Raw genomic sequence first — 20496 nt, 5'->3', positions numbered from 1 at the left:
GTCAAAGACAAGGGCCATTCGCCGCCACAAACAGGCTCCATGAACAGGACCTTCCGCCCGTCCCAGGGCTTTGCAACGCTTCAGGAATTTGTCGATACGCTCGAGCGCGAGGGCGACCTGAAGCGCATCTCACGGCCGGTTTCGCTGGTGCACGAGATGACCGAGATCCACCGCCGCGTGCTTGCGGACGACGGGCCGGCGCTTCTTTTCGAGCAGCCGATCGATGCCTCTGGCGCCGTGCAGCCGATCCCGCTTCTCACCAATCTCTTCGGGTCGGAACGCCGGATCGAACGCGGTTTCGGCCTGATGCCGGGAGGGCTCGATGCGCTTGCCGCCGAACTGGCGGAACTGCGCGACCCCAGAGCGCCGCAGTCGCTGCGCGACGCCTGGGATCGGCTGCCTCTATTGAGATCGGCGATGTATATGCGGCCGCGAAAGGTAACGCGCGCACTCTGCCAGGAGGTCGTCTGGCGTGATCACGAAATCGACCTCGGGCGCCTGCCGGTCCAATGGTGCTGGCCGGGCGAGCCGGCGCCGCTCATCACCTGGCCGCTGGTGATCACGCGCGCCCCGGATGATCCGCTGGATGTCAATGTCGGCATCTATCGCATGCAGGTGCTCGGCCCCGATCGTGCCATCGTGCGCTGGCTCGCGCACCGCGGCGGCGCCCGCCACCACCGTCTGTGGCAACGGCTGGGTCAGGATATGCCGATAGCGGTCGTTATTGGCGCCGACCCGGCAACGATCCTAGCTGCCGTCATGCCGCTGCCCGACGGGTTGAGCGAGCTGAATTTTTCAGGACTGCTCAGGCGCGGCAGGACACAGCTTGTGAAGGCGAAGACCGTGCCGCTTTCGGTGCCGGCCAATGCGGAGATCGTGCTGGAGGGTACCGTCTCTGCCGTCGAAACGGTAGAGGAGGGTCCCTATGGCGACCACACCGGCTACTATAATTCGGTCGAGCCGTTCCCGGTCATGCGTCTGTCGGCGATCACCATGCGCCGGAACCCGCTTTATCTCTCGACCTATACCGGCCGGCCGCCGGATGAGCCCTCGCGGCTCGGTGAAGCGATGAACAGGCTGTTCGTGCCGCTGGTTCGCAAGCAGTTTCCGGAGATATCCGATCTCTGGCTGCCTCCGGAAGCCTGTTCCTACAGGGCCATGGTCGTCTCGATCGACAAACGTTACCCGGGACAGGCCAAGCGTGTGATGATGGGGCTTTGGTCGATGCTGCCGCAGTTCAGCTACACCAAGCTGATTATCGCCGTCGATCCCGATATCGACGTGCGCAACTGGTCCGATGTGATATGGGCCTTGGCGACTCGTTTCGATGCCAGCCGCGACGTGACCGTGATCGAGGGTACGCCGATCGACTATCTCGACTTCGCCTCGCCGCGCTCTGGCCTCGGCGGCAAGCTCGGGCTCGACGCCACCAACAAGATAGGCACCGAAACCGATCGCGACTGGGGGCGGGTCCTCGAAATGTCGCCAGAGGTCATCGGTCAGGTCGATGCGATCTGGGCCGGTCTCGGGCTTGGAGGACTGACACGATGACCCGAATGAAGATCGTGCTCGGCGTCACCGGCGCTTCCGGTGCAGCGATTGCGGTGCGCATCGCCGAGCGGCTCAGCGATATCGAAAGCGTCGAGATGCATCTCGTCCTGTCGCCGGCGGCGCACCGCACACTCGCGCACGAGGTTGGCGCGGAGGCGCTTCCGTCGCTGTTACGTAGGGCTACCCGAACCTATGATCACGCCGACATCGGTGCGGCGATTGCGAGCGGGTCGTTTTCGACGGCGGGCATGATCATTGCTCCGTGCTCCATGCGTACGCTCGCGGCTATCTCCGCCGGCATGGCCGACAATCTCGTGGTTCGCGCCGCCGACGTGCATCTGAAGGAGCGCCGCAGGCTGATACTGATGGCGCGAGAGACGCCGCTGCATCTCGGTCACCTGCGCAACATGTGCGCCGTCACCGAAATGGGGGCGATCATCATGCCGCCCGTGCCGGCCTTCTACCATCGACCTGAAACCGTGGACGCCATCGTCGACCATCTGGCGGCGCGGGCTATCGACCTCCTGGCGCTGCCGATCGCCCCGCTGGCAAAGGCCTGGCAAGGTGAAGGCTAGTCGAAGGCAGCAGCCTGGAGCAGCGGGTCGGCGCCGAAGAGGACCTCGTGACCGCCAAGCAGCAGCCAGACGGCAATCGCCACGGTGGCAAAGGCGGCGATGATCATCACCGGATCGGCACGCAAACGGGTTTCGCCCCGAATAATCGCTGCGAAGGGCCAGACCGATGTGCCCTTCGAGGCCGCTTGCCAGCCGTCACCGAGACGACGGCGTGCGCGCTTTTCGAGCATGAAAAAACCGCCGACGGAAAACAGCGCGAAGCCGCCGAAAAGCACGAGCGAGCGCAGGTCGCCATTGGGCACGATGTGACCGGCGGCCCAGAGGAGGAAGCCCCAGAGCACCGGATGACGGGTGATCGTCACGATGGCGCCGGGCCGCTCGTTGCCCTGGTAGATCGAGATCGACAGCGCGTTCTCGCTGAAAAGGCCGGCCAGCACGAGAAAGATCCCTAGCGGCGCCAGCATGAAGGTCATCCACGCCTGCCAGGCGGCCGGTTCCCAGAGCGGGATGAAATCGAGCTGCAGCGCTGCGTGAAAAATGAACCCGAGAGCGAGCAGCGACAGCAGCGAGTAGACCGCGAAATAGGTCGAGCGGCCGAGCCGGTCGATCAGGCCCTGGCGCAGCGCCGGCCAGGCCGGCACCAGATGGAGCAGGAGGAAGACGGCGAAGGCGAGGAGGAAATAGGTCATGTCGATCTCCTCACGCATGGCGCCAGAGAAGCAGGCGTTCCGTTGCCACGTGGCGGCGAACGGTTTCGAAGAAGCCCCGCAACATGTAGCCGATCGCATCCCAGCTGAGCGAAGCCCTGTTGTCGAGAACGGCCTTCAGCACGTGCACCAGTTCGGCGGCTGCCCGATCGTCCTGGTCGTGTTCGGCGCGCAGTCGGGCGATCAAGGCGTCGCGATCATCAGTCGCTCGCCGGTCTTCGACTGCAGGAAACAGGATCATTTCCTCCAGCGCGTGGACGCGCCGGAGCTTTTCCGGAAGTTCCGTCATGATCACGCGGCAGCTTGTCAGGTCGATGCGGCGCGGAATGGAATCGGCGAGCGTCTCGAGGCGATCGCACAGCGAAAGAAGCTCGCGGTAAGCCTGTCCCAGCTCGTGGTGTTCCGAAAATTGCTGCTGCATCGATCTGCTCCGTTGAGTGTCGTGCTTGAACTACACCCAACGGCAACGGTCCTCTTTGACATTTCTCAAAGTCTGCGGCGTGACCGTTCATGGCTCGGACGCTTGTCTCGCGCGATACGAACGCGTTGGCGACGGGCGTCCTTGTCACAGCAATCAGATTGTGACTTGGAGTTTGCAAGCCCGGAACACGGCCGCGGCCTTTGGCCGGGCTTGGCTCCGTCGCCGTCATTCACGGACGCGGTGTCAATCGATCAAGCCATGCAGTCAGTCTTGATCTTTCGCGGACCAAACCATTCTGATTGAAGTGGTGAACACAAAAATGCGCCCATGAATCCTCGTAGGCCATCTCCATACTTCCGGTGACCGCAGTCGTACCTAGCCCGATCTCTGCGTAGGTAAACTCGAAACTGCCACTCGGACGTGCCATCGCAATGTGGAACGGTTGACCAGTAAACTCGTTGATCATCGGCCGACCGCTGCTGCGCATGACGCCGGGTATCTCTACTCTGGCGGTTCTGAGTTCCAGGTCCGCTTCAAGATGAATCGGCAGGAACAATGTCTCGCAAAACTCCGAGCATGTGGATGCGAACACGGAGAACAGATTGCTGAGTGGTTCGCCTGCTTCGCCCGAGATGATCGCTTCAAGCGCGCTCCGTTGCGCTTGATCCGCACGCTCGTCGATAACGATCAGGCGCTGGCCGTTTCCATCCTTGATTTCACCTGGCCACTTGTACATCGCCGCCCAGTTCAGGCCCGCTATCGGCGTATCGCCAAAGTAGCCTTCCACAATGTTGCCGACGAATGCCGACTGACAATAGCCGTGGGTGCTCGGCAGGTTGAACTGGCAGCCGCAGTTCATGGCGCAATTGCAGTTATCGTAAGTCTCGCTCTTGAATAGCCATTGGTCGATCATACCCTGATCCTCCCCTAGTCCGTGAGAGAGGGCAGCTCGTCAGGCTGAACTCTTCTGCATCGCTCCGCGCCCGCGACACGCGCCCAGTTTGGATGCGGAAGAAACCGAAGCTGAGCAGTGCTGACATGTGTCAACCGCGAGGCTCGAACTCCGATTATAGCATGACTTGGAAGGGCGGCTCATCGCTCCAAAAGCGGAATCTGACAAGCCGTCCGCGAGCGTGGTTATGAGTCCACTCCCTTAGGTCCAGGCAGCTGGCGCCGCGGAAGACTTCGCGCCTTAGCGATCGAGGAAGAGAACGATCGCGATTGCAACGGAGGAGAGGATCGCCGACAGCGTCGCGCCGCGCTGAAGCACGCCCATACGATAAAGCACCAGGGCGAAGACGATGATGATGGGGGTGGCGACGGAAAGGCCGATCTGTGCGTCTGTCATCGGAAGGCTCCTTTGTTTCCCGCCAATAGCCCCGCCCCCTGCCGCCTTCTTTGCTCAATCGCAAAGACAGGGTGGGCGCCCGTGCCTAGCTCAAGCCTCAAGTTTTTTGACGGAGGCGCTGACATGGATGCGCGCAGTCATCCGATTGCCGCGACGGCGGAAGAGGACACGACGGACACACTGCTGCTCTGGGTGCTCGTCTGGAGCGAACTTGCCGCCTTCGGCATTTTGCTTGCCGGTTTTCTGCTTGTCGGTCTCGTCCAGCCGGACGCGTTTGTTGCCGCCCGTTTGCATCTCGATCCGCTGCTTGCCGGTATCAACACGCTTGTTCTTCTGACCAGCGGCTGGCAGGCGGCCCTGGCGACAAGGCCGCGGGCGTCGCTCGGGCAGCGCCGGCGGGCGCTGGTGAATGCCGCGCTTATCGGCTTTGCCTTCGTGGCGATCAAGCTCTTCGAATACAGCACGGAGGCGGGCGTCGCCGGCGATCCTGCATTCGGCTCCTTCTTCGAACTCTATTTCCTCGTCACCGGTTTCCATCTGCTGCACGTCGTCTTCGGTGCCTTTGTGCTGCTCATCGTTGCGTGGCGCCCGGCATCCGGCAACGTCACCCTGATCACCACTCTGTGGCATGTGATCGATCTCGTCTGGATCGTGATGTTTCCGCTCGTCTATCTCGTGTGAGTGCCATGACCGACCGAAATCCCCGACAATTGTTCAACACCTGGCTCGTGCTCGCCGTGGTCGTGATCGCGGGCATGGCGTTGATGGCGATCGCCGGGCCGACAGCTCCCGTCATCGCGGTCTTGCTCGGGCTCGCCGTCGTCAAATGCCGGTTCGTCGCGCTCGATTTCATGGGGCTCAGGCAGGCGCCGTCCGCCCTTCGCTTAGGCCTTTTGATTTGGCCCGTAACGCTCGTCCTGCTCGCCGCAGCGAAGCAGGTGTTGAGCACTGTTCTCTTCATCTGAGCTCACCCGCCGACTTGTTTGCCGAAACGCAAAGAAGCCGCCGCCGATTTCCCTAGACATGGGTTCGCCCCGATTGTTGCCGGCGTTGGAAGTACCGACGCCACACGGGGAGGGGATCAGATCAGCCGGCCGCGCTCTTCGCGGCCAACTGAAATCGAAAGGACCACGTGATGGCAGAACGCCTCACCAAAACCGGGGCCCGTAACGTCTTTTACGGCGGGTCCTTCTTTTTCTTCGCAATCTTCGTCGGGCTGACAGCTCACAGCCACTACTACATGCGGACGACCTCGACGGATGAAACGACGCTGACCGATGCGGTCGCACGCGGCAAACACGTCTGGGAAAAGAACTCTTGTATCAACTGCCACACGCTCCTGGGCGAGGGCGCCTATTTCGCGCCCGAGCTCGGCAATGTCTGGAAGCGCTTCGGCGGCGAGGCCGATCGAGACGGCGCCCGCGAAACGCTCAAAGCCTGGATGGCCGCCCAGCCGACCGGCATCGAGGGGCGGCGACAGATGCCGCAGTTCAACCTCTCCGAACAGGAACTCAACGACCTCGCCGATTTCCTCGAATGGACGAGCCGCATCAAGACCCAGAACTGGCCGCCGAACGAGGCGGGTTGAGCAGAGCAATTGGAGTGTGACACCATGAAATACCAAACCCAGAAGGTCGCGATGCTCTACTTCTACGGAGCGCTCGGCCTGTTCCTCGCCCAGGTGCTGTTCGGCGTGCTTGCCGGCACCATCTATGTCCTACCCAATACGCTCTCCGAGCTCCTGCCCTTCAATATCGTGCGCATGGTCCACACCAACGCGCTGATCGTCTGGCTGCTCATGGGCTTCATGGGCGCGACCTATTACCTGCTGCCGGAAGAGGCGGAAACCGAACTCTACAGCACGAAGATCGCCATTGCGCAGTTCTGGATCTTCCTGATCGCCGCGGCCGTCGCCGTCGTCGGCTACCTCCTGCACATTCATGAGGGGCGCGAATTCCTCGAACAGCCCTTCGCAATCAAGGTGGGAATCGTCATCGTCGCGCTGATGTTTCTCTACAACATCACGCTGACGGTGCTGAAAGGCCGCAAGACCACCGTCACCAACATCCTGATCTTCGGGCTCTGGGGTGTGGCGATCTTCTTCCTTTTCGCCTTCTACAACCCGATCAACCTGGCGCTCGACAAGATGTACTGGTGGTACGTCGTTCACCTCTGGGTCGAAGGCGTCTGGGAGCTGATCATGGCATCGGTGCTCGCCTTCCTGATGATCAAGCTCAACGGCATCGACCGCGAAGTCGTCGAGAAGTGGCTCTATGTCATCGTCGGCCTGGCGCTCTTCTCCGGTATTCTCGGCACGGGCCACCACTATTACTGGATCGGTGCGCCGGGCTACTGGCAGTGGATCGGTTCGCTGTTCTCGACGCTCGAAGTGGCCCCCTTCTTCACCATGGTGATCTTCACCTTCGTGATGACCTGGAAGGCCGGCCGCAAGCATCCGAATCGCGCAGCCCTCCTCTGGTCCATCGGTTGCTCGGTTATGGCCTTCTTCGGTGCCGGCGTCTGGGGCTTCCTGCACACGCTGTCTTCGGTGAACTACTACACCCACGGCACGCAGGTGACCGCGGCCCACGGACACCTCGCCTTCTTCGGCGCCTATGTGATGCTGAACCTGGCGGTCATGGCCTATGCCATCCCGGAGATCCGCGGCCGCGCGCCCTATAACCAGTGGCTGTCGATGGTGAGCTTCTGGACCATGTGCACCGCCATGTCGGTCATGACCTTCGCGCTCACCTTCGCCGGTGTCCTCCAGGCGCACCTGCAGCGGGTGCTCGGCGAAAGCTACATGGACGTCCAGGACCAGCTCGCGCTGTTCTACTGGATCCGCCTCGGCTCCGGTGCCGTCGTGCTGATCTCGGCGCTGATGTTCATCTGGGCGGTTCTCGTCCCCGGCCGCGAGCGCAGCGCAAAGCTCGCCAGCATCGTCCAGCCTGCCGAATGACCAAGCAACCGGCGCGGCTTGCCGCGCCGGCACCCCCAAGAAATCCCACCATGGAGACTTGCCATGAGCCCTGTCCAAACCGCCGTCAGCCGCGCGGCGCTCGATATTCCCGCCTATAGTCCCTCCGGCAATGAATGCGCGCTTTTCGAAAGCGCCTGGGTGCGGCAACTGCCGCTGCTCCTCAAGGGACCGACCGGTTGCGGCAAGACCCGTTTCGTCAGCCACATGGCAGCGAAGCTCGGCCTGCCGCTTTCGACCGTTTCGTGCCACGACGACCTTGCCGCCGCCGATCTCACCGGCCGCTATCTCCTGAAGGGCGGCGACACCGTCTGGGTCGACGGCCCCCTGACCCGCGCCGTGCGCAATGGCGGCGTCTGCTATCTCGACGAGATCGTCGAGGCCCGCAAGGACGTGGCCGTCGTCCTGCACCCGCTCACCGACGATCGCCGCATGCTGCCGCTCGAACGCACCGGCGAACTGCTCGAGGCTCCGTCGAGCTTCATGCTGATCGTCTCCTACAATCCCGGCTACCAGAACTTGCTCAAGAGCCTGAAGCCCAGCACAAGGCAGCGCTTCGTGGCGATCGAGTTCGACTTTCTGCCGCGGAACGAAGAGATATCAGTCGTTTCCCAGGAAAGTGGATTGCTGGAAAGCCAGGTGGCGCCGCTCGTCAACCTCGCGCAGCGGCTGCGTGCGCTTAAGGGGCATGATCTGGAAGAAGGCGTGTCGACCCGGCTGCTCGTCTATTGCGCCTCGCTGATCGATGCCGGCATGCCGGTCAGGGACGCGGTGCGCGCCGCGATGATCGAACCGCTCACGGATGAACCGGATGTGCGCGCAGCACTTCTCGAAGTGGCCGGTTCGCTGATCGCCTGAGGTGGACCATGCTTGATTTCCTCGAGCTCGAAGAGACCGTCGGACGGGCCTGGCACCGCTTCGTCGGTAATACCAGAACCTGGCGGCGTTACCCGGAACACGCGGTGAAGCTCGCCGATATGATGCCGGTGCTCGGCGTCTCATTTCGCGGACACGGCGGCGAGGCGGCGGTGCAGATCGTACCCGCCCGCGGGCGCACGTCGGGCCATCGCTTGCGCTGGCGGCAGCGCATGGGGCTCGGCGAAGAGAAGCTCGTCCAGCCGGCGCGCGACCACGCGTCGCTGATGCTGCCGGGCGAGATCGATATTTTTCCGACGAAAGACCTGAACCGGGATCTCTATCACTGGCTCGTCGCCTATATGGCGACGATGCCCGTTGATCCCATCGACGAAACCGATCCGCTCCGTCGCGACCTGGCGCTGGTATCGCGCGCCCAGGAAACGGTCGAGGAAGTATTCCAGCGGTTCCCCGGTCTCCGGCGGCGCTATCGGCGCCTGGCCGAGGCGACGCTTGCCGAGCGCCAGCGTGGCGCGCTGCCGTCGATCGAGCAGCATCTCGAAAACCGTATCCTGCGCCTGTTGCGCAAGGTCGTAGGTGAGGCGGATGCGACGCTGCCGGTGATCTTCCCGCATCGCGCGCCGCCCGGCTACCTGCCGATGCTGCCGATGCCGCTTTGGCCAGACACGCTGCTGCGCACAGAAACGACGACCACGCGCGACGAGGATGTCGCCGCGACACCGGGCACTCAGAGTGCGGTTGCCGAAGTCGAACGCCACGTCGCCGTGCGCGAAAATCCGGAAAACCGCAAGGGGGAGCGCAGCCCCTTCATTCTCAACCGCTTCGAGAAGATCCTCGCCATGGCCGAAATGGTCAATGTCGACCGTCCCGGCGACGACAGCGACGACCACGACAGCAAGGCGGCCGAGGAACTCGACGACATGACGCTTGGCGAGCGCAAGGGACGCCCCTCGGCACGCTTCCGCTTCGATCTCGACCTGCCGCCGGAAGCCGTCGATGCGACGCCGTTGACGGCCGAGCTCACCTATCCCGAATGGAACTACCGAACCGGACAATACCTCAAGGACCATTGCCGGGTGCTGGCGACGCCTGCCTGGGCCCAGGAAGAGCGGACCGAGCTCACGGAGGAAAGCAAGAGCCTGATCCGCCGGGTGCGGCGCCAGTTCGAAGTGCTGCGCCCGCGGCACGAGATGCTGCGCGCGCAACTCGACGGCGCCGATCTCGATCTCGATGCGGTCGTGCGCGCCCGCACCGATCTCGCCGCTGGCGGCCAGGGCAGTGATCGCATCCATCTGATGAGCCGGCCGCAGGTGCACGATCTGGCGGTGACGATCCTCGTCGACGTGTCGCTGTCGACCGATTCCTGGTCCGACAACCGGCGAGTGCTCGACGTGGAGAAGGAGGCGCTGCTCATCCTGGCGCACGGGCTGTCGGCCTGCGGTGACAACCACTCGATCCTGACCTTTACCTCGCGACGGCGCGACTGGGTGCGGGTCGAAACGGTGAAAGCCTTCAACGAGGCGATGGGACCCCTGGTCGAGGCGCGCATCGCGGCGCTGAAGCCCGGCTATTACACCCGCATCGGCGCCGCGATCCGTCATGCCTCTGCCGAGCTTCGCCGACAACCGAACCGCAAGAAGCTTCTCCTGGTACTGACCGACGGCAAGCCCAACGACATCGACCATTACGAGGGGCGCTTCGCGCTCGAAGACAGCCGCCGTGCGGTCACGGAAGCACGGCGCAGCGGCATCAACACCTTCGCCGTCACGGTCGATCGCGAGGCGAAGTCCTATGTGCCTGCCATGTTCGGCCAGAACGGCTACGCCGTGGTCGGCAACATCTCGCGCCTGCCCGCGGCACTGCCGGCGATCTACCGCAATCTGGTGGGATAGTGGAGGTGGAAATCAGCCGAGAAGACAAGAAGGCCCGGCAATCGCCGGGCCTTTCGCGTTCAAGACGGGATAAGATCGCTCAAGCCGCCTTGCTGTGTACTCTCTGGGACTCGTCGATATAGGCATCGAAGGCGGCCGCGACTGCGCGGATGACGAAGCGGTGTTCGGGGCGGACGGTGATGACGCCATCAGCGATATCGATCACGCCATCCTGCCGCAGCTCCGCCAATTTGCCGTTGCCTTCGACGAGCGACTGCCCGTCCCGGCCGTGCGCCGCGGCGATCGCGGGAATATCGACACTGAAATCGCACATCAGCCGTTCGATGATCGCGGCGCGCAGCCGGTCCTCGTCGGTCAGCCGGTAGCCCTTGGTGGTTGCGAGGCGGCCCGAGGCGATTCGGCTCGCATAGACACCGGGCGGCACCTCGTTCTGGACATAACCGTCGCGCGAGCGGCCGATCGCCGAGGCGCCGAAACCGATCAGCGTCTCGCAGTTGTCGGTGGTATAGCCCTGGAAGTTGCGGCGAAGCCGGCCGGTCGCCTGGGCGGTGACGAGGTCGTCGTCAGGCAGGGCGAAATGGTCGAGGCCGATCTGCCGGTAGCCGGCCTTGATCAGCGCCTCGCCGATGGCCAGCGCCTGTTCGGCGCGGGCGCTACTGTCCGGCAGTGCCGTCTCGTCGATCATGCGCTGATGCTTCTTGAAGCTTGGCACATGGGCGTAGCCGAAAACGGCGAACCGCTCCGGACGCATCGTGACGGCCGCTTCGACAGTCTCGATGCAGGAGCGCACCGTTTGATGCGGCAGGCCGTAGATCAGGTCGAAATTGATCCCGCCAATGCCGGCGCCGCGCAAATGGGCGACCGCTTCGGCCGTCTGCTTCTCACTCTGAATGCGATTGATCGCCTTCTGCACAACGGGATCGAAGCTTTGCACGCCAAGGCTGGCGCGCTTGACGCCGCCTTCGCCGAGCGCCTCGGCCATGGCGAGTGTCAGCCGGCGCGGATCGATCTCGACGGCGACGTTGGCCGACGGCGACAGTGCGAAGCGCTCACGCATCAGCGTCATCAGCGCGAGGAATTCGCGCGGCTCGATGATCGTGGGCGTGCCGCCCCCGAAGTGCACTTCCGCGACAGGCAGCGGCCTGCCGACGGTGTCGGCGACCATGCGGATCTCGTCTCTCAGCACGTCGAGATAATCGAGGATCGGATCGTCCTTCTTGGTGATCGTCGTGTGGCAGCCGCAGTACCAGCACATCGAGCGACAGAAAGGGATGTGCAGATAGAGCGACACGTCCTCACCTGCGGGGATAGCCTTCAGCCAGTCGCCGTAGGTGTGGTCGTCGACCGTTGCGGCAAAGCGTGGGGCGGTCGGGTAACTCGTGTAGCGCGGCAGGCGCATTTCACCGTATTTCAGGAGCGCGGAAGCTAACATTTCGTCCTCATCTGGGTGCCGATGGATGCACCTTTCTAGGCCTCGCGGCCCGGCAACTCTTTGCGAAAAGTCAAGGACGGGGGTGGTCTCGGCCAAACCGGGATTTGTTTGCGCTTCGACAAAATGTCGCGGTGCCGCCGCCGCTAGGTTGCGGAAATCCGGGGCGTGTGCGCCGGCGTTTCCCGGACCATCATCAAACGACGGCGCCTAGAGCGGATGACTATGACCATTGCAGAGACCGACAAGCCCTTCATCGATGTGCGGACCATTCCGCCGGTGGAGCGCCATCCGAAAATCTTCGGCATGCTGAATGCGCTTGCCGAGGGTGGTGCCTTCATCATCATCAACGATCACGATCCGCGTCCGCTGCACTACCAGCTGGAAACGCGCTATCCGGGCGAGTTCACCTGGGAGTATCTCGAGCAGGGACCGGCTGTCTGGCGTGTCGAAATCGGCCGGCAGCAGTCCTCCGGCTGCGATTGCTGCTGCGGCGGGCACTGAGCCCCAGTGCGCCTCAAGAGCGGGATCGGGAAAAGTGGATGCGGATTTCCGCTCACATCCCGCTCTAACTTACGAGAATCGGTCACGTTTATGGCTTTTGGTCGGCTCGGCCAAAACCATCGTGCTCTAGGGGATGAACCACCATGTTCGCAGCAACGCTATCCCGCTGGACGATGTCCTACTTCGCGGCCGCGCTGATCTTTCTCGTCCTTGGCGAGATCATGATGGTTCTCGGCTACGGCTACCCGGTCTCAGCCCTTGAGGCGCCCGAAACGCTGGCGCTCGTCCATGCCGTCGTCCTGGGCTGGTTGAGCCTGTTGATGACCGGCGCGCTGCTGCAGTTCGTGCCGGTCCTCGTCGGCCGGCCGCTTTCCTTCCCAAGCGTCGCACTGCCGGCGCTCCTCTTCCTCATCGCCGGCATCGCCGGCCTGACACTTGGTTTCGTCAGCCTGTCCGGCGCGATAGATCTTCCGGTAACAGTGCTTCCTGTGGGAGCCGCTTTCTCAATTGTCGGGTTTTCGGTGCTTGGCTTTGCTTTCGCAGCCACGCTCTGGCATGCCCGCCCCCTGCCGCTCCCGGCCCGCTTCGTCGCGGTCGGTCTTGCTGCGCTCTTCGGCACGATGCTGCTCGGCGGCGTCTATGCCGGGGTACTGTCGGGGTTGATCGATGCGGAAGCTGCGATCGACCTGACGATCGATGGGCTTTCACTGCATGCTTCCCTGGGCCTGTGCGGCTGGTTGAGCTTCACCACCATGGGCGTCAGTTATCGGCTTTTGACCATGTTCATGCTGTCGCCGGACAAGGAGCGGACAAGCAGTCGCGTGGTCTTCGCGCTTGGTGCCCTTTGCCTCGGCCTTCTTGCAGCGGCTGTGCCGGTCATTCTCGCGGGTACTTTCGGTCGCTCCTCGCTCCTACTCCTCGCCGTTGGCTCCGGCGCTGCCGTGGTGGCGATCTATATCGCCGATATCCTGCGGATCTATCGGGAGCGTCGCCGCAAGGCGATCGAGCTCAACAGCCGCGCCAGCATCGGCGCCTTCGCGTCGTTGATCGCTGCGACTGCGCTGTTCGTCGCGCTGCTCGCGACCGGCCGTCTCGACGCGGGTTCCGGTGCCGTTATCTATCTCGTCGCCTTCGGCTGGCTGACGGGCATGGGCCTTGCCCAGCTCTACAAGATCGTGCCGTTCATGACCTGGCTCGAATGCTACGGGCCGGCGCTTGGGCGTATGCCAACGCCAAGGGTTCAGGACCTCGTCGTCGAGGTCTCGGCCCTTCGCTGGTTTTGGCTCTATTATCTGACGGTAGCGCTCGGTACTCTGGCCCTGCTGATCGGTAGTGTTGTCCTCTTTCGCTTTGCGAGCCTCGGCCAATTGATTGCCGTCAATGCGCTCATCCTGGAGTTCGTGCGAACACGGCGTCTGATCAACGTTCCGGCTGAACTTCGATTGCCTGATGGACTTGTTCGACCAGGCCTGTTTTTGCCATCCATTCCTCACGGAGGTTCCCATGAGCCAAGATCCCTATGAACTCGATGTCCGACCGCTGTTGCGCGGTGGCAGCGACCCGTTCCAGGCCATCATGAATGCCGTTGACAATCTGGCGCCGGGCCAGGCGCTGAAGCTGATTGCAACCTTCCGGCCCGTTCCGCTCTACAGCGTCATGGCCGGACGTGGTTTCACCCATCAGGACCGCCCGCTCGACAATGGCGACTGGGAGGTTCTGTTCACGCCCGAAGGAGACGTAGACGAAATCCGGCTTTCGGTCGGCGAAACGGATCTCGACACCTGGCCCGACCCGAGCCGCCAGCTCGACCTGACCGAGCTCGATCCGCCCGAGCCCATGGTGCGCATTCTGGCGACGGCCGAGAAGATGGCGGAGGGTGAAGTGCTCTTCGCCTTGCTCGCACGCGAGCCGCTGTTCCTCTATCCGGAGCTCGCCAAACGCGGGCACAAATGGGCCGGCAATTTCGATGCGACCGGCGAGACCTACCGGATCCTTATTCGCGTCGGCGGGAGGCGCTCCCATGTCGGCGCCTGATACCCTGGACCTCGAAGCGAAGATCCGCGATGCGCTGCGCATCATCATCGACCCCGAAATGGGCAAGAACGTCGTCGATCTCGGCCTGATCTATGACATCGACGTCCAGGAGGGTGGCATCGCCCGCGTCACCATGACGACAACGATCAAGGGGTGCCCGGCGACGGCCTTCCTCAAGGAGGCCGTACAGAACTGCGTCTGGTATGTGCCAGGCGTCGAATATGCCGAGGTCCGCCTGACCTACGAGCCGCCCTGGACGCCTGAGATGATGGCCGAAGGCGCGATCGAATTCGCGCAAGGCGGCATCTTCTAAGAGTTGTCCTGCAACAAACAAAAGGCGCCGCTGATGCGGCGCCTTTTGTTTTGGGTTCGAACGTGCAGTCAGGATGACGCGCGGGGCGATCGGCGATCGCAGACCAGCATCGGCCCGTATTCGAGCGCGAACAGCGCGAAGGCGGCAATCCACAACACGCCCGAAAGTGCAATCAGATGATGATAGTGTGCGGGCAGCACCTCTGCCAGCGGCCGGATCAGTGCTGCGGCCATGATGGCGACGTAGGAGGCGGTGGTGAGTGTTGATCCCACCAGCGGTCGTCCGGTGTGGCCGCGGCTGGCGCGGGTCATGACGGCGAGCATCATCGAGGCAATCACGCCCACGGTGAGCACGTGCATGACCGGGTATTCGCTCAGGAGTTCGACCGCTCCGGCGGCGACGGCCAGGAAGCCGAGCGGCACGAAGGCATAGGCTGCGTGCAGCACGAAGAGTAGCGTCTCCGGCCGGGTCGCCCATCCGCGCCAGCGGAACAGCCGCACCATGTGGAAGGCGCAGGCGACAAGCGCGATCGTCCCCGTGACGATGTGATCAGGTGCGAAGGTCCAGGCAGCGAGCGCCGCGACACCGATCAGGATCGCCGCGGTGTCGAAGCGGTTATAGGGCACCGGGAAATTTGTGCGCCCGACCTTGTTCAGCCAGTTGCGCGTGAAGCTCGGCACAATGCGTCCACCAACGATCATGATCAGCATGGTGTAGGCGCCGATCGCCAGTCGCGCCGCGGCATCGACGTCGAGGTCGCTGAGAACCGAAAGGTGAAAGCAGATATTGGCGGCAGACAGGAGCACCAGCCCGCCGATGACTTTCAGGTCTTTCCATTTGCGACCGACGATCACCTCGCGCGCGCAGATCAAAAGGAGCACAGGCAGGAACAACGCTTCGATACCGGCCGCGACTGGCAGGCCGATCAAACCGCTCGATAGCAGAGCGATCCGTCCGACCACCCAGAGCCCAAAGAGGCCGGCGAGCGGACCGCCGGAGACCGGCAGCCTTCCCGTCCAGTTCGGGATCGCCGTCAAAAGGAAGCCGCCGAGCACGGCGGAGGAGAAGCCGAACAGCATCTCGTGTGCGTGCCAATGGGCGGCGCCGTAGTTGCCGGCAAGGTCGAGCCCGAGAATCAGTGCCGAGATCCACAGCACCATGGCACCGATCGCCCAGAGCGCGGCACCGAGAAAGAACGGCCGGAAGCCATAGGAGAAAAGCACCGGCCCGGTGGTGGAGAGTCCGCGCGGGATGCCGCCGCTCGGTTTCGGTCTTATGAGTCTGTCCAACATGATCGTCGTCCTCATCGTGCGTGCTTGCGGACTTGCGGATGAGGCTTGATCTATCAATGGCTTCAGAGGGGCTCTTTGCGAAAACGCAAGTATCGCGGCCCCGCTCCGCCAGGTGTGTTCATGCGGGGCAAAGAAAAACGATCGCCTCGAAACGATTTGTTCCAAGACAAAGACGCGATTCGTCTGTGGTTCTATTTCTTTTGTGACTGCTGGGGGACCCGTGGTCGAGACCGGAGGTGAGGCCGCCCAAGTCGGCGCCGCCCACCCTAACTCGTTGAATACAGGCGCGTTTCGCAGAAAGGCCAATTCCGGCCGCTGGAGCGCGTCGAAGGAGAGCAAGATGACTGAACAACTTCAGATGACCCGCCGGACGATGCTTGCCGGCGCTGCCCTGGCGGGCGCGGTTGCGCCGCTTCTCCATACCGCTTCGGCACAGGCGGCCGGCGCCGCCACGGCAGCGGGTGCTGCCCCCGTCGACATCTCGACCCTGCCGCGCGTGAAGGTCGATCTCGTCAAGCCGCCTTTCGTCCACGCCCATGAACAGGTCGCCAAGACCGGACCGCGCGTCGTCGAGTTCACCATGACGATCGAGGAAAAGAAGCTGGTGATCGACCGCGAGGGCACCGAGATCCACGCAATGACCTTCAACGGCTCGGTGCCTGGCCCGCTGTTGGTCGTGCACGAGAACGACTATGTCGAGCTCCGGCTGATCAACCCGGCGACCAACACGCTGCTGCACAACATCGACTTCCACGCCGCAACCGGCGCGCTGGGCGGTGGTGCGCTGACGCAGGTCAACCCGGGCGAGGAAACCACGCTTCGCTTCAAGGCCACCAAGCCCGGTGTCTTCGTCTACCATTGCGCGCCCGAAGGCATGGTGCCCTGGCACGTCACCTCGGGCATGAACGGCGCCATCATGGTGCTGCCGCGCGAGGGCCTGAAGGACGAGAAGGGTCAGCCGTTGACCTATGACAAGATCTACTATGTCGGCGAGCAGGATTTCTACGTGCCGAAGGACGAGGCCGGGAACTACAAGAAGTACGAAACCCCCGGTGATGCCTACGAAGATGCGGTGAAGGCGATGCGCACGCTGACCCCGACCCACATCGTCTTCAACGGCGCGGTCGGCGCGCTGACCGGCGACAACGCCCTGACAGCGGCTGTGGGCGAGCGCGTGCTCGTCGTCCATTCGCAGGCCAACCGCGATACGCGGCCGCACCTGATCGGTGGGCATGGTGACTATGTCTGGGCGACCGGCAAGTTCCGCAACCCGCCGGACCTCGACCAGGAAACCTGGCTCATTCCGGGCGGAACCGCGGGCGCTGCCTTCTACACATTCCGCCAGCCGGGTGTGTACGCCTATGTCAACCACAACCTGATCGAGGCCTTCGAACTCGGCGCTGCCGGCCACTTCAAGGTCACCGGCGATTGGAACGACGACCTCATGACTTCGGTCGTCAAGCCGGCGTCGATGTAGACGGCTGAAGCAAGGTGATTGCGGGGCCGCGATCTGCGCGATCCCGCACGCGAACAAAGGCACGCGCTCGTCAGCGCGTGCCCTTCCCCGGAGGCCTCCCATGACCAGCAACAAGAAATCTGCGGTTTCGCTCCTCTCGCTCGCAGCCCCGGCCGTCCTTTTGGCCGCAATCGGTGGCGTGCTTTCGGCGAAGGTGGGGCTGTTCGACGATCTCAAGGACGGCGTCGACCTGTCGATCAGGCCGCCGGTGACCGTGACGATCGCACCGCGTCAAATGAGCTATCGGGCGGAGGGACACTTCCTGAAGAACGGCTTTGCTGTCGATGCGCCCATCGTCGTTGCGGCGCTCGAGCAGCCGCTCGAGATCATGAAGTACCAGGTGACGCGTCAAGATTTTGAACGCTGCATCGCCGACGGCGCCTGCCAGCAGCCGGAGGGCGGCCATGGTGCCGGCCTGTCGGGCGTGCCGATGACCGGGGTCAACTATACCGACGCGAACGACTATGCGGCATGGCTGACCAGGAAGACCGGCGAAATCTGGCGTCTGCCGACCGACCAGCAATGGGCCTTTGCCGCCGGCTCCAAGTTTCCTGACGATGCGCTCGGGATCGACGGCAGCAAGGAAAATCCGGCGCTGCGTTGGTTGGCAGACTACGAGCGCGAGGCGAGCCGGCAGCGGGCGAAGGACCCGCTGCCGCAGCCTTCGGGCGCTTTCGGCGAGAACGAGTACGGCGTTGCGGACCTGGACGGCAATGTCTGGGAATGGACAGAGACTTGCCACCGCCGCGTGACGATCGGCGACGATGGCGAGGTGCTGAAGGAGCAGCCCGCCTGCGGCATCTTCGTCGTCAACGGCAAGCACCGGGCATCGATGAGCTTCTTCATCCGTGATCCGAAGAGTGGCGGCTGCGCCGTCGGCGTGCCGCCCGATAATCTCGGCTTCCGGTTGGTGCGCGACGGCCGCTGGTATTCGGGCTTCCTCTACGCCTTCGAACGCCGGCTCCAGGGCGCCGGGTAACATGGCGCAGGCAGTGGACCCGCTGGGGCTCGCACCTCTCAACCGGCAAAAGCATGTGGCAATCGCGGTGCTATGGCGTCCTTTGCACATCTGACAGGACGTGCGGCGCCGTGGTCCTTTTGCAGGGTTCCGGGCTGTGCTAGAGCAGAGCAACTCAAACGGCAGGATGCCAAAGTGGCTGCACTCGATCGCACACTCGTCAAATCGCTCCCTCTTTTCCAGAAAATGAGCGATCAGGAACTGGATTCGCTGCTGACGCGCGCCACGGTGCGGCGTGTTCCGCAGAACGAAGCCGTGTTCGAGCAGGGTGCGCAGGCCGACTTCTTCTTCCTGCTGCTGCACGGCCGGCTGAAGGTGACCCAGGTCACCAAGGACGGGCAGCAGATCATCGTCCGGGTCGTCAATCCCGGGGACCTCTTCGGCTTTGCCCGCGCGCTGCAGCGCAGCGACTATCCGGGAACGGCGACAGCCGCGACCGAGAGCCTGGTTCTCGCCTGGCCGACGGAGCTTTGGAACGTCTTCGTCGAGAAGAACCCTCACCTCGCCGTCAACGCCATGCATACGATCGGGCAGCGTCTCGACGAGGCGCATACCCGCATCCGCGAAATGTCGACGGAAGAGGTCGAGCGCCGTGTCGCCCACACGGTTCTCCGCCTTGCGGAGCAGGCGGGCAAGCCGGAAGGCGGCGGCGTCCGCATCGACTTCCCGATCTCGCGCCAGGATATCGCCGAGATGACCGGAACAACGCTGCACACCGTCTCGCGCATCCTCAGCGCCTGGGAAGGGCAGGGCCTCGTCCAGGGCGGACGACAGAAGCTGATGCTCAAGGACATTCCAGGCTTGCGGCGTCTGGCTGAACGGATTGGCAGCTAGAATGGCCGGCCGTACACCAGCGCGCGATCCTGCGACGTTCTTCCACATCGCATGACGGCCATTCACTTGCGAGTGACGAGCTATTGAGAACCCACCCCGCCAATCGCAGGATTGCACAATGTCGACGGGAAGGGATCTTAGATCACGGTTTACGGTGGTTCAGCGTCTACTTTGGAGCGACGATCCCAGGATAGAAGTCACCGTCGCCGCCTTCGTAGTTGCCGCTGTAACCGCCACCGCCGGTTTGGGAGCATGCGGCGAGGCCCAGAACTATTGCCAACAAGATTGTAGCGCGCATTTTTCTACCTTTTTCAGTTCATCGTTCACGACAGGGCTGTCGAAATTCCGTCCTATCATGTGGGGGATCAACCGATATCGGGCAATCCCAATGGCAGGATTTTGCTAGGGTTTTTCCGCGCGCACAGCGTAGCGATGCTGGGACTGCCGTGCCAGACCCTTGAAGACATTCCAGTTCTTGGCCTGGGTGCGATGGATTTCGCGCAGGTCCCTGTCGACCGTGATGTCGACGAAGCCGGCCTTCTGCAACAGTTCGACGACGGCCTCGGCGTGGGCGCCCTTGGAGAAATGCACGCGGGAGAGAATGCTGCGATGCGTCGCCATCATCTGCGGTGAACCGGTCGGCGTTTCCGCCCTGAAGAGGCCGAGGCGTTGTCCCCAGGCGCTGAGCTTCGAGAACAGCCGCTCGAGTGCCGTCGAGTTGACGAAGTCGCCGTCGACGACGAGCAGCGTGCCGCCCGGCTTCAGCACGCGCAGCCATTCGGCAAAGGCTGCGGCCGGATCGACGAGTGTCCACACCAAGTGCCGGTTGACGATCACATCGTAATGGCCGTCGGGCTCCATGGTATTTTCGGCGTCGCCGAGGGCAAAGCGGATCGAGCGGCCACGATTGCGGGCCTTTTCGCGGGCGCGTTCGAGCATGGGTTCGGCCCAATCCAGGCCCTGCACCTTGAAGCCGAGTTCGTCGAGCAGGTGCGAGATGACGCCCGTCCCGCTGGCAAGGTCCAACGCGGCGCGGCCGGCGCCAGGTCCGAGGTGGCGTAGAAACAACGCGTGCCAGGCAGCGCGCTCCTCCTCCGAGAAGATCTCATGTCCCGGTGACAGATCGAAAGTTGCGGCGCGCTCCGACCAGTAGGCCTTGATTTCATCCCGCAGGTTGTAGTTCTGCCGATCCGTTACATCGCTCATGTC

General features: G+C 63.1%; 22 protein-coding genes. 15 read left to right on the top strand and 7 right to left on the bottom strand.

Annotation, left to right across the window (positions count from 1 at the left end; translation table 11 throughout):
* The first annotated feature begins 39 nt into the window (after positions 1 to 39).
* The gene (locus IB265_RS17220; RefSeq protein WP_057251876.1) at positions 40 to 1551 is read left to right on the top strand and encodes a UbiD family decarboxylase; all 1512 of its coding nucleotides are present in this window, start codon (positions 40 to 42) and stop codon (positions 1549 to 1551) included.
* Positions 1548 to 2126, top strand: a complete 579-nt coding sequence (locus IB265_RS17215; RefSeq protein ID WP_057251875.1) for a UbiX family flavin prenyltransferase — start codon at positions 1548 to 1550, stop codon at positions 2124 to 2126. The genes IB265_RS17220 and IB265_RS17215 overlap by 4 nt, the downstream gene beginning before the upstream one ends.
* Here the strand turns inward: IB265_RS17215 and IB265_RS17210 are convergent.
* The 4 genes from IB265_RS17210 to IB265_RS17195 all read right to left on the bottom strand — a co-directional run bounded on the left by IB265_RS17210 (position 2123) and on the right by IB265_RS17195 (position 4602).
* Positions 2123 to 2815 carry an NnrU family protein gene (locus IB265_RS17210; protein ID WP_057252109.1) on the bottom strand — a complete coding sequence of 231 codons (693 nt, stop codon included), beginning with the start codon at positions 2813 to 2815 and terminating at the stop codon, positions 2123 to 2125. The two genes, IB265_RS17215 and IB265_RS17210, sit on opposite strands and share 4 nt — an antisense overlap.
* Positions 2816 to 2825: 10 nt before the next feature.
* The gene (locus IB265_RS17205; RefSeq protein WP_057251874.1) at positions 2826 to 3254 is read right to left on the bottom strand and encodes a hemerythrin domain-containing protein; all 429 of its coding nucleotides are present in this window, start codon (positions 3252 to 3254) and stop codon (positions 2826 to 2828) included.
* A 229-nt stretch (positions 3255 to 3483) separates the two neighbouring features.
* The gene (locus IB265_RS17200; protein WP_057251873.1) at positions 3484 to 4167 is read right to left on the bottom strand and encodes a DUF1326 domain-containing protein; all 684 of its coding nucleotides are present in this window, start codon (positions 4165 to 4167) and stop codon (positions 3484 to 3486) included.
* A gap of 279 nt (positions 4168 to 4446) precedes the next feature.
* Positions 4447 to 4602 (bottom strand): hypothetical protein, encoded by a 156-nt coding sequence (locus IB265_RS17195; RefSeq protein WP_089044838.1) that lies wholly within the window; start codon positions 4600 to 4602, stop codon positions 4447 to 4449.
* A gap of 123 nt (positions 4603 to 4725) precedes the next feature.
* On the opposite strand from IB265_RS17195, the gene IB265_RS17190 reads away from it, so the two are divergent.
* The 6 genes from IB265_RS17190 to IB265_RS17165 all read left to right on the top strand — a co-directional run bounded on the left by IB265_RS17190 (position 4726) and on the right by IB265_RS17165 (position 10347).
* Positions 4726 to 5283 (top strand): cytochrome c oxidase subunit 3, encoded by a 558-nt coding sequence (locus tag IB265_RS17190; RefSeq protein ID WP_057251872.1) that lies wholly within the window; start codon positions 4726 to 4728, stop codon positions 5281 to 5283.
* Positions 5284 to 5288: 5 nt separating this feature from the next.
* Entirely contained in the window at positions 5289 to 5567 is a 279-nt protein-coding gene (locus IB265_RS17185) for a cytochrome C oxidase subunit IV family protein (RefSeq protein ID WP_057251871.1), read from the top strand.
* A 170-nt stretch (positions 5568 to 5737) separates the two neighbouring features.
* Complete coding sequence (locus IB265_RS17180; protein ID WP_057251870.1) at positions 5738 to 6190, top strand: cytochrome c; 453 nt, start codon at positions 5738 to 5740, stop codon at positions 6188 to 6190.
* A gap of 24 nt (positions 6191 to 6214) precedes the next feature.
* Positions 6215 to 7561 (top strand): nitric-oxide reductase large subunit, encoded by a 1347-nt coding sequence (locus IB265_RS17175; protein ID WP_057251869.1) that lies wholly within the window; start codon positions 6215 to 6217, stop codon positions 7559 to 7561.
* Positions 7562 to 7624: 63 nt separating this feature from the next.
* Entirely contained in the window at positions 7625 to 8437 is an 813-nt protein-coding gene (locus IB265_RS17170; protein ID WP_057251868.1) for a CbbQ/NirQ/NorQ/GpvN family protein, read from the top strand.
* Positions 8438 to 8445: 8 nt separating this feature from the next.
* Positions 8446 to 10347 carry a nitric oxide reductase activation protein NorD gene (locus tag IB265_RS17165; RefSeq protein WP_057251867.1) on the top strand — a complete coding sequence of 634 codons (1902 nt, stop codon included), beginning with the start codon at positions 8446 to 8448 and terminating at the stop codon, positions 10345 to 10347.
* 79 nt (positions 10348 to 10426) lie between these two features.
* Here IB265_RS17165 and hemN read toward each other — a convergent pair whose 3' ends face one another.
* The gene (gene hemN / locus IB265_RS17160; protein WP_057251866.1) at positions 10427 to 11779 is read right to left on the bottom strand and encodes an oxygen-independent coproporphyrinogen III oxidase; all 1353 of its coding nucleotides are present in this window, start codon (positions 11777 to 11779) and stop codon (positions 10427 to 10429) included.
* Positions 11780 to 12001: 222 nt separating this feature from the next.
* On the opposite strand from hemN, the gene IB265_RS17155 reads away from it, so the two are divergent.
* From IB265_RS17155 to IB265_RS17140, 4 genes are all read left to right on the top strand, one after another.
* A complete protein-coding gene (locus tag IB265_RS17155) occupies positions 12002 to 12280 on the top strand; it encodes a DUF2249 domain-containing protein (protein WP_093235290.1) in 279 nt (92 codons plus the stop codon).
* 143 nt (positions 12281 to 12423) lie between these two features.
* Complete coding sequence (locus IB265_RS17150) at positions 12424 to 13803, top strand: hypothetical protein (protein WP_057251864.1); 1380 nt, start codon at positions 12424 to 12426, stop codon at positions 13801 to 13803.
* Positions 13784 to 14314 (top strand): DUF2249 domain-containing protein, encoded by a 531-nt coding sequence (locus IB265_RS17145; protein WP_057251863.1) that lies wholly within the window; start codon positions 13784 to 13786, stop codon positions 14312 to 14314. The genes IB265_RS17150 and IB265_RS17145 overlap by 20 nt, the downstream gene beginning before the upstream one ends.
* Positions 14301 to 14627, top strand: coding sequence for a metal-sulfur cluster assembly factor (locus IB265_RS17140; protein WP_057251862.1), 327 nt, complete (start codon positions 14301 to 14303; stop codon positions 14625 to 14627). Before IB265_RS17145 ends, IB265_RS17140 begins: the two co-directional genes overlap by 14 nt.
* A 68-nt stretch (positions 14628 to 14695) precedes the next feature.
* Here the strand turns inward: IB265_RS17140 and IB265_RS17135 are convergent, their stop codons facing one another.
* Positions 14696 to 15919 carry an NnrS family protein gene (locus IB265_RS17135; protein WP_057251861.1) on the bottom strand — a complete coding sequence of 408 codons (1224 nt, stop codon included), beginning with the start codon at positions 15917 to 15919 and terminating at the stop codon, positions 14696 to 14698.
* A gap of 340 nt (positions 15920 to 16259) precedes the next feature.
* On the opposite strand from IB265_RS17135, the gene nirK reads away from it, so the two are divergent.
* The 3 genes from nirK to IB265_RS17120 all read left to right on the top strand — a co-directional run bounded on the left by nirK (position 16260) and on the right by IB265_RS17120 (position 19287).
* The gene (nirK, locus tag IB265_RS17130) at positions 16260 to 17396 is read left to right on the top strand and encodes a copper-containing nitrite reductase (protein ID WP_057251860.1); all 1137 of its coding nucleotides are present in this window, start codon (positions 16260 to 16262) and stop codon (positions 17394 to 17396) included.
* Between the two features lie 100 nt (positions 17397 to 17496).
* The gene (locus IB265_RS17125; protein WP_057251859.1) at positions 17497 to 18414 is read left to right on the top strand and encodes an SUMF1/EgtB/PvdO family nonheme iron enzyme; all 918 of its coding nucleotides are present in this window, start codon (positions 17497 to 17499) and stop codon (positions 18412 to 18414) included.
* A gap of 225 nt (positions 18415 to 18639) precedes the next feature.
* Positions 18640 to 19287, top strand: a complete 648-nt coding sequence (locus IB265_RS17120) for a Crp/Fnr family transcriptional regulator (protein ID WP_057252108.1) — start codon at positions 18640 to 18642, stop codon at positions 19285 to 19287.
* Positions 19288 to 19689: 402 nt separating this feature from the next.
* Here IB265_RS17120 and IB265_RS17115 read toward each other — a convergent pair whose 3' ends face one another.
* Positions 19690 to 20493 (bottom strand): class I SAM-dependent methyltransferase, encoded by an 804-nt coding sequence (locus IB265_RS17115; RefSeq protein WP_057251858.1) that lies wholly within the window; start codon positions 20491 to 20493, stop codon positions 19690 to 19692.
* Positions 20494 to 20496 lie beyond the last annotated feature (3 nt).

The organism is Ensifer sp. ENS10 (assembly GCF_014852025.1).
Taxonomy (GTDB): Bacteria; Pseudomonadota; Alphaproteobacteria; order Rhizobiales; family Rhizobiaceae; genus Ensifer.
This window is presented reverse-complemented; position numbering and strand designations above follow the sequence as displayed.

What these genes read in the sequence shown, in the direction of transcription:
- IB265_RS17220 (WP_057251876.1), top strand. Translation starts at nt 40, where the DNA reads ATGAACAGGACCTTCCGCCCGTCCCAGGGCTTTGCAACGCTTCAGGAA.
- IB265_RS17215 (WP_057251875.1), top strand. Translation starts at nt 1,548, where the DNA reads ATGACCCGAATGAAGATCGTGCTCGGCGTCACCGGCGCTTCCGGTGCA.
- IB265_RS17210 (WP_057252109.1), bottom strand. Translation starts at nt 2,815, where the DNA reads ATGACCTATTTCCTCCTCGCCTTCGCCGTCTTCCTCCTGCTCCATCTG.
- IB265_RS17205 (WP_057251874.1), bottom strand. Translation starts at nt 3,254, where the DNA reads ATGCAGCAGCAATTTTCGGAACACCACGAGCTGGGACAGGCTTACCGC.
- IB265_RS17200 (WP_057251873.1), bottom strand. Translation starts at nt 4,167, where the DNA reads ATGATCGACCAATGGCTATTCAAGAGCGAGACTTACGATAACTGCAAT.
- IB265_RS17195 (WP_089044838.1), bottom strand. Translation starts at nt 4,602, where the DNA reads ATGACAGACGCACAGATCGGCCTTTCCGTCGCCACCCCCATCATCATC.
- IB265_RS17190 (WP_057251872.1), top strand. Translation starts at nt 4,726, where the DNA reads ATGGATGCGCGCAGTCATCCGATTGCCGCGACGGCGGAAGAGGACACG.
- IB265_RS17185 (WP_057251871.1), top strand. Translation starts at nt 5,289, where the DNA reads ATGACCGACCGAAATCCCCGACAATTGTTCAACACCTGGCTCGTGCTC.
- IB265_RS17180 (WP_057251870.1), top strand. Translation starts at nt 5,738, where the DNA reads ATGGCAGAACGCCTCACCAAAACCGGGGCCCGTAACGTCTTTTACGGC.
- IB265_RS17175 (WP_057251869.1), top strand. Translation starts at nt 6,215, where the DNA reads ATGAAATACCAAACCCAGAAGGTCGCGATGCTCTACTTCTACGGAGCG.
- IB265_RS17170 (WP_057251868.1), top strand. Translation starts at nt 7,625, where the DNA reads ATGAGCCCTGTCCAAACCGCCGTCAGCCGCGCGGCGCTCGATATTCCC.
- IB265_RS17165 (WP_057251867.1), top strand. Translation starts at nt 8,446, where the DNA reads ATGCTTGATTTCCTCGAGCTCGAAGAGACCGTCGGACGGGCCTGGCAC.
- hemN (WP_057251866.1), bottom strand. Translation starts at nt 11,779, where the DNA reads ATGTTAGCTTCCGCGCTCCTGAAATACGGTGAAATGCGCCTGCCGCGC.
- IB265_RS17155 (WP_093235290.1), top strand. Translation starts at nt 12,002, where the DNA reads ATGACCATTGCAGAGACCGACAAGCCCTTCATCGATGTGCGGACCATT.
- IB265_RS17150 (WP_057251864.1), top strand. Translation starts at nt 12,424, where the DNA reads ATGTTCGCAGCAACGCTATCCCGCTGGACGATGTCCTACTTCGCGGCC.
- IB265_RS17145 (WP_057251863.1), top strand. Translation starts at nt 13,784, where the DNA reads ATGAGCCAAGATCCCTATGAACTCGATGTCCGACCGCTGTTGCGCGGT.
- IB265_RS17140 (WP_057251862.1), top strand. Translation starts at nt 14,301, where the DNA reads ATGTCGGCGCCTGATACCCTGGACCTCGAAGCGAAGATCCGCGATGCG.
- IB265_RS17135 (WP_057251861.1), bottom strand. Translation starts at nt 15,919, where the DNA reads ATGTTGGACAGACTCATAAGACCGAAACCGAGCGGCGGCATCCCGCGC.
- nirK (WP_057251860.1), top strand. Translation starts at nt 16,260, where the DNA reads ATGACTGAACAACTTCAGATGACCCGCCGGACGATGCTTGCCGGCGCT.
- IB265_RS17125 (WP_057251859.1), top strand. Translation starts at nt 17,497, where the DNA reads ATGACCAGCAACAAGAAATCTGCGGTTTCGCTCCTCTCGCTCGCAGCC.
- IB265_RS17120 (WP_057252108.1), top strand. Translation starts at nt 18,640, where the DNA reads ATGAGCGATCAGGAACTGGATTCGCTGCTGACGCGCGCCACGGTGCGG.
- IB265_RS17115 (WP_057251858.1), bottom strand. Translation starts at nt 20,493, where the DNA reads ATGAGCGATGTAACGGATCGGCAGAACTACAACCTGCGGGATGAAATC.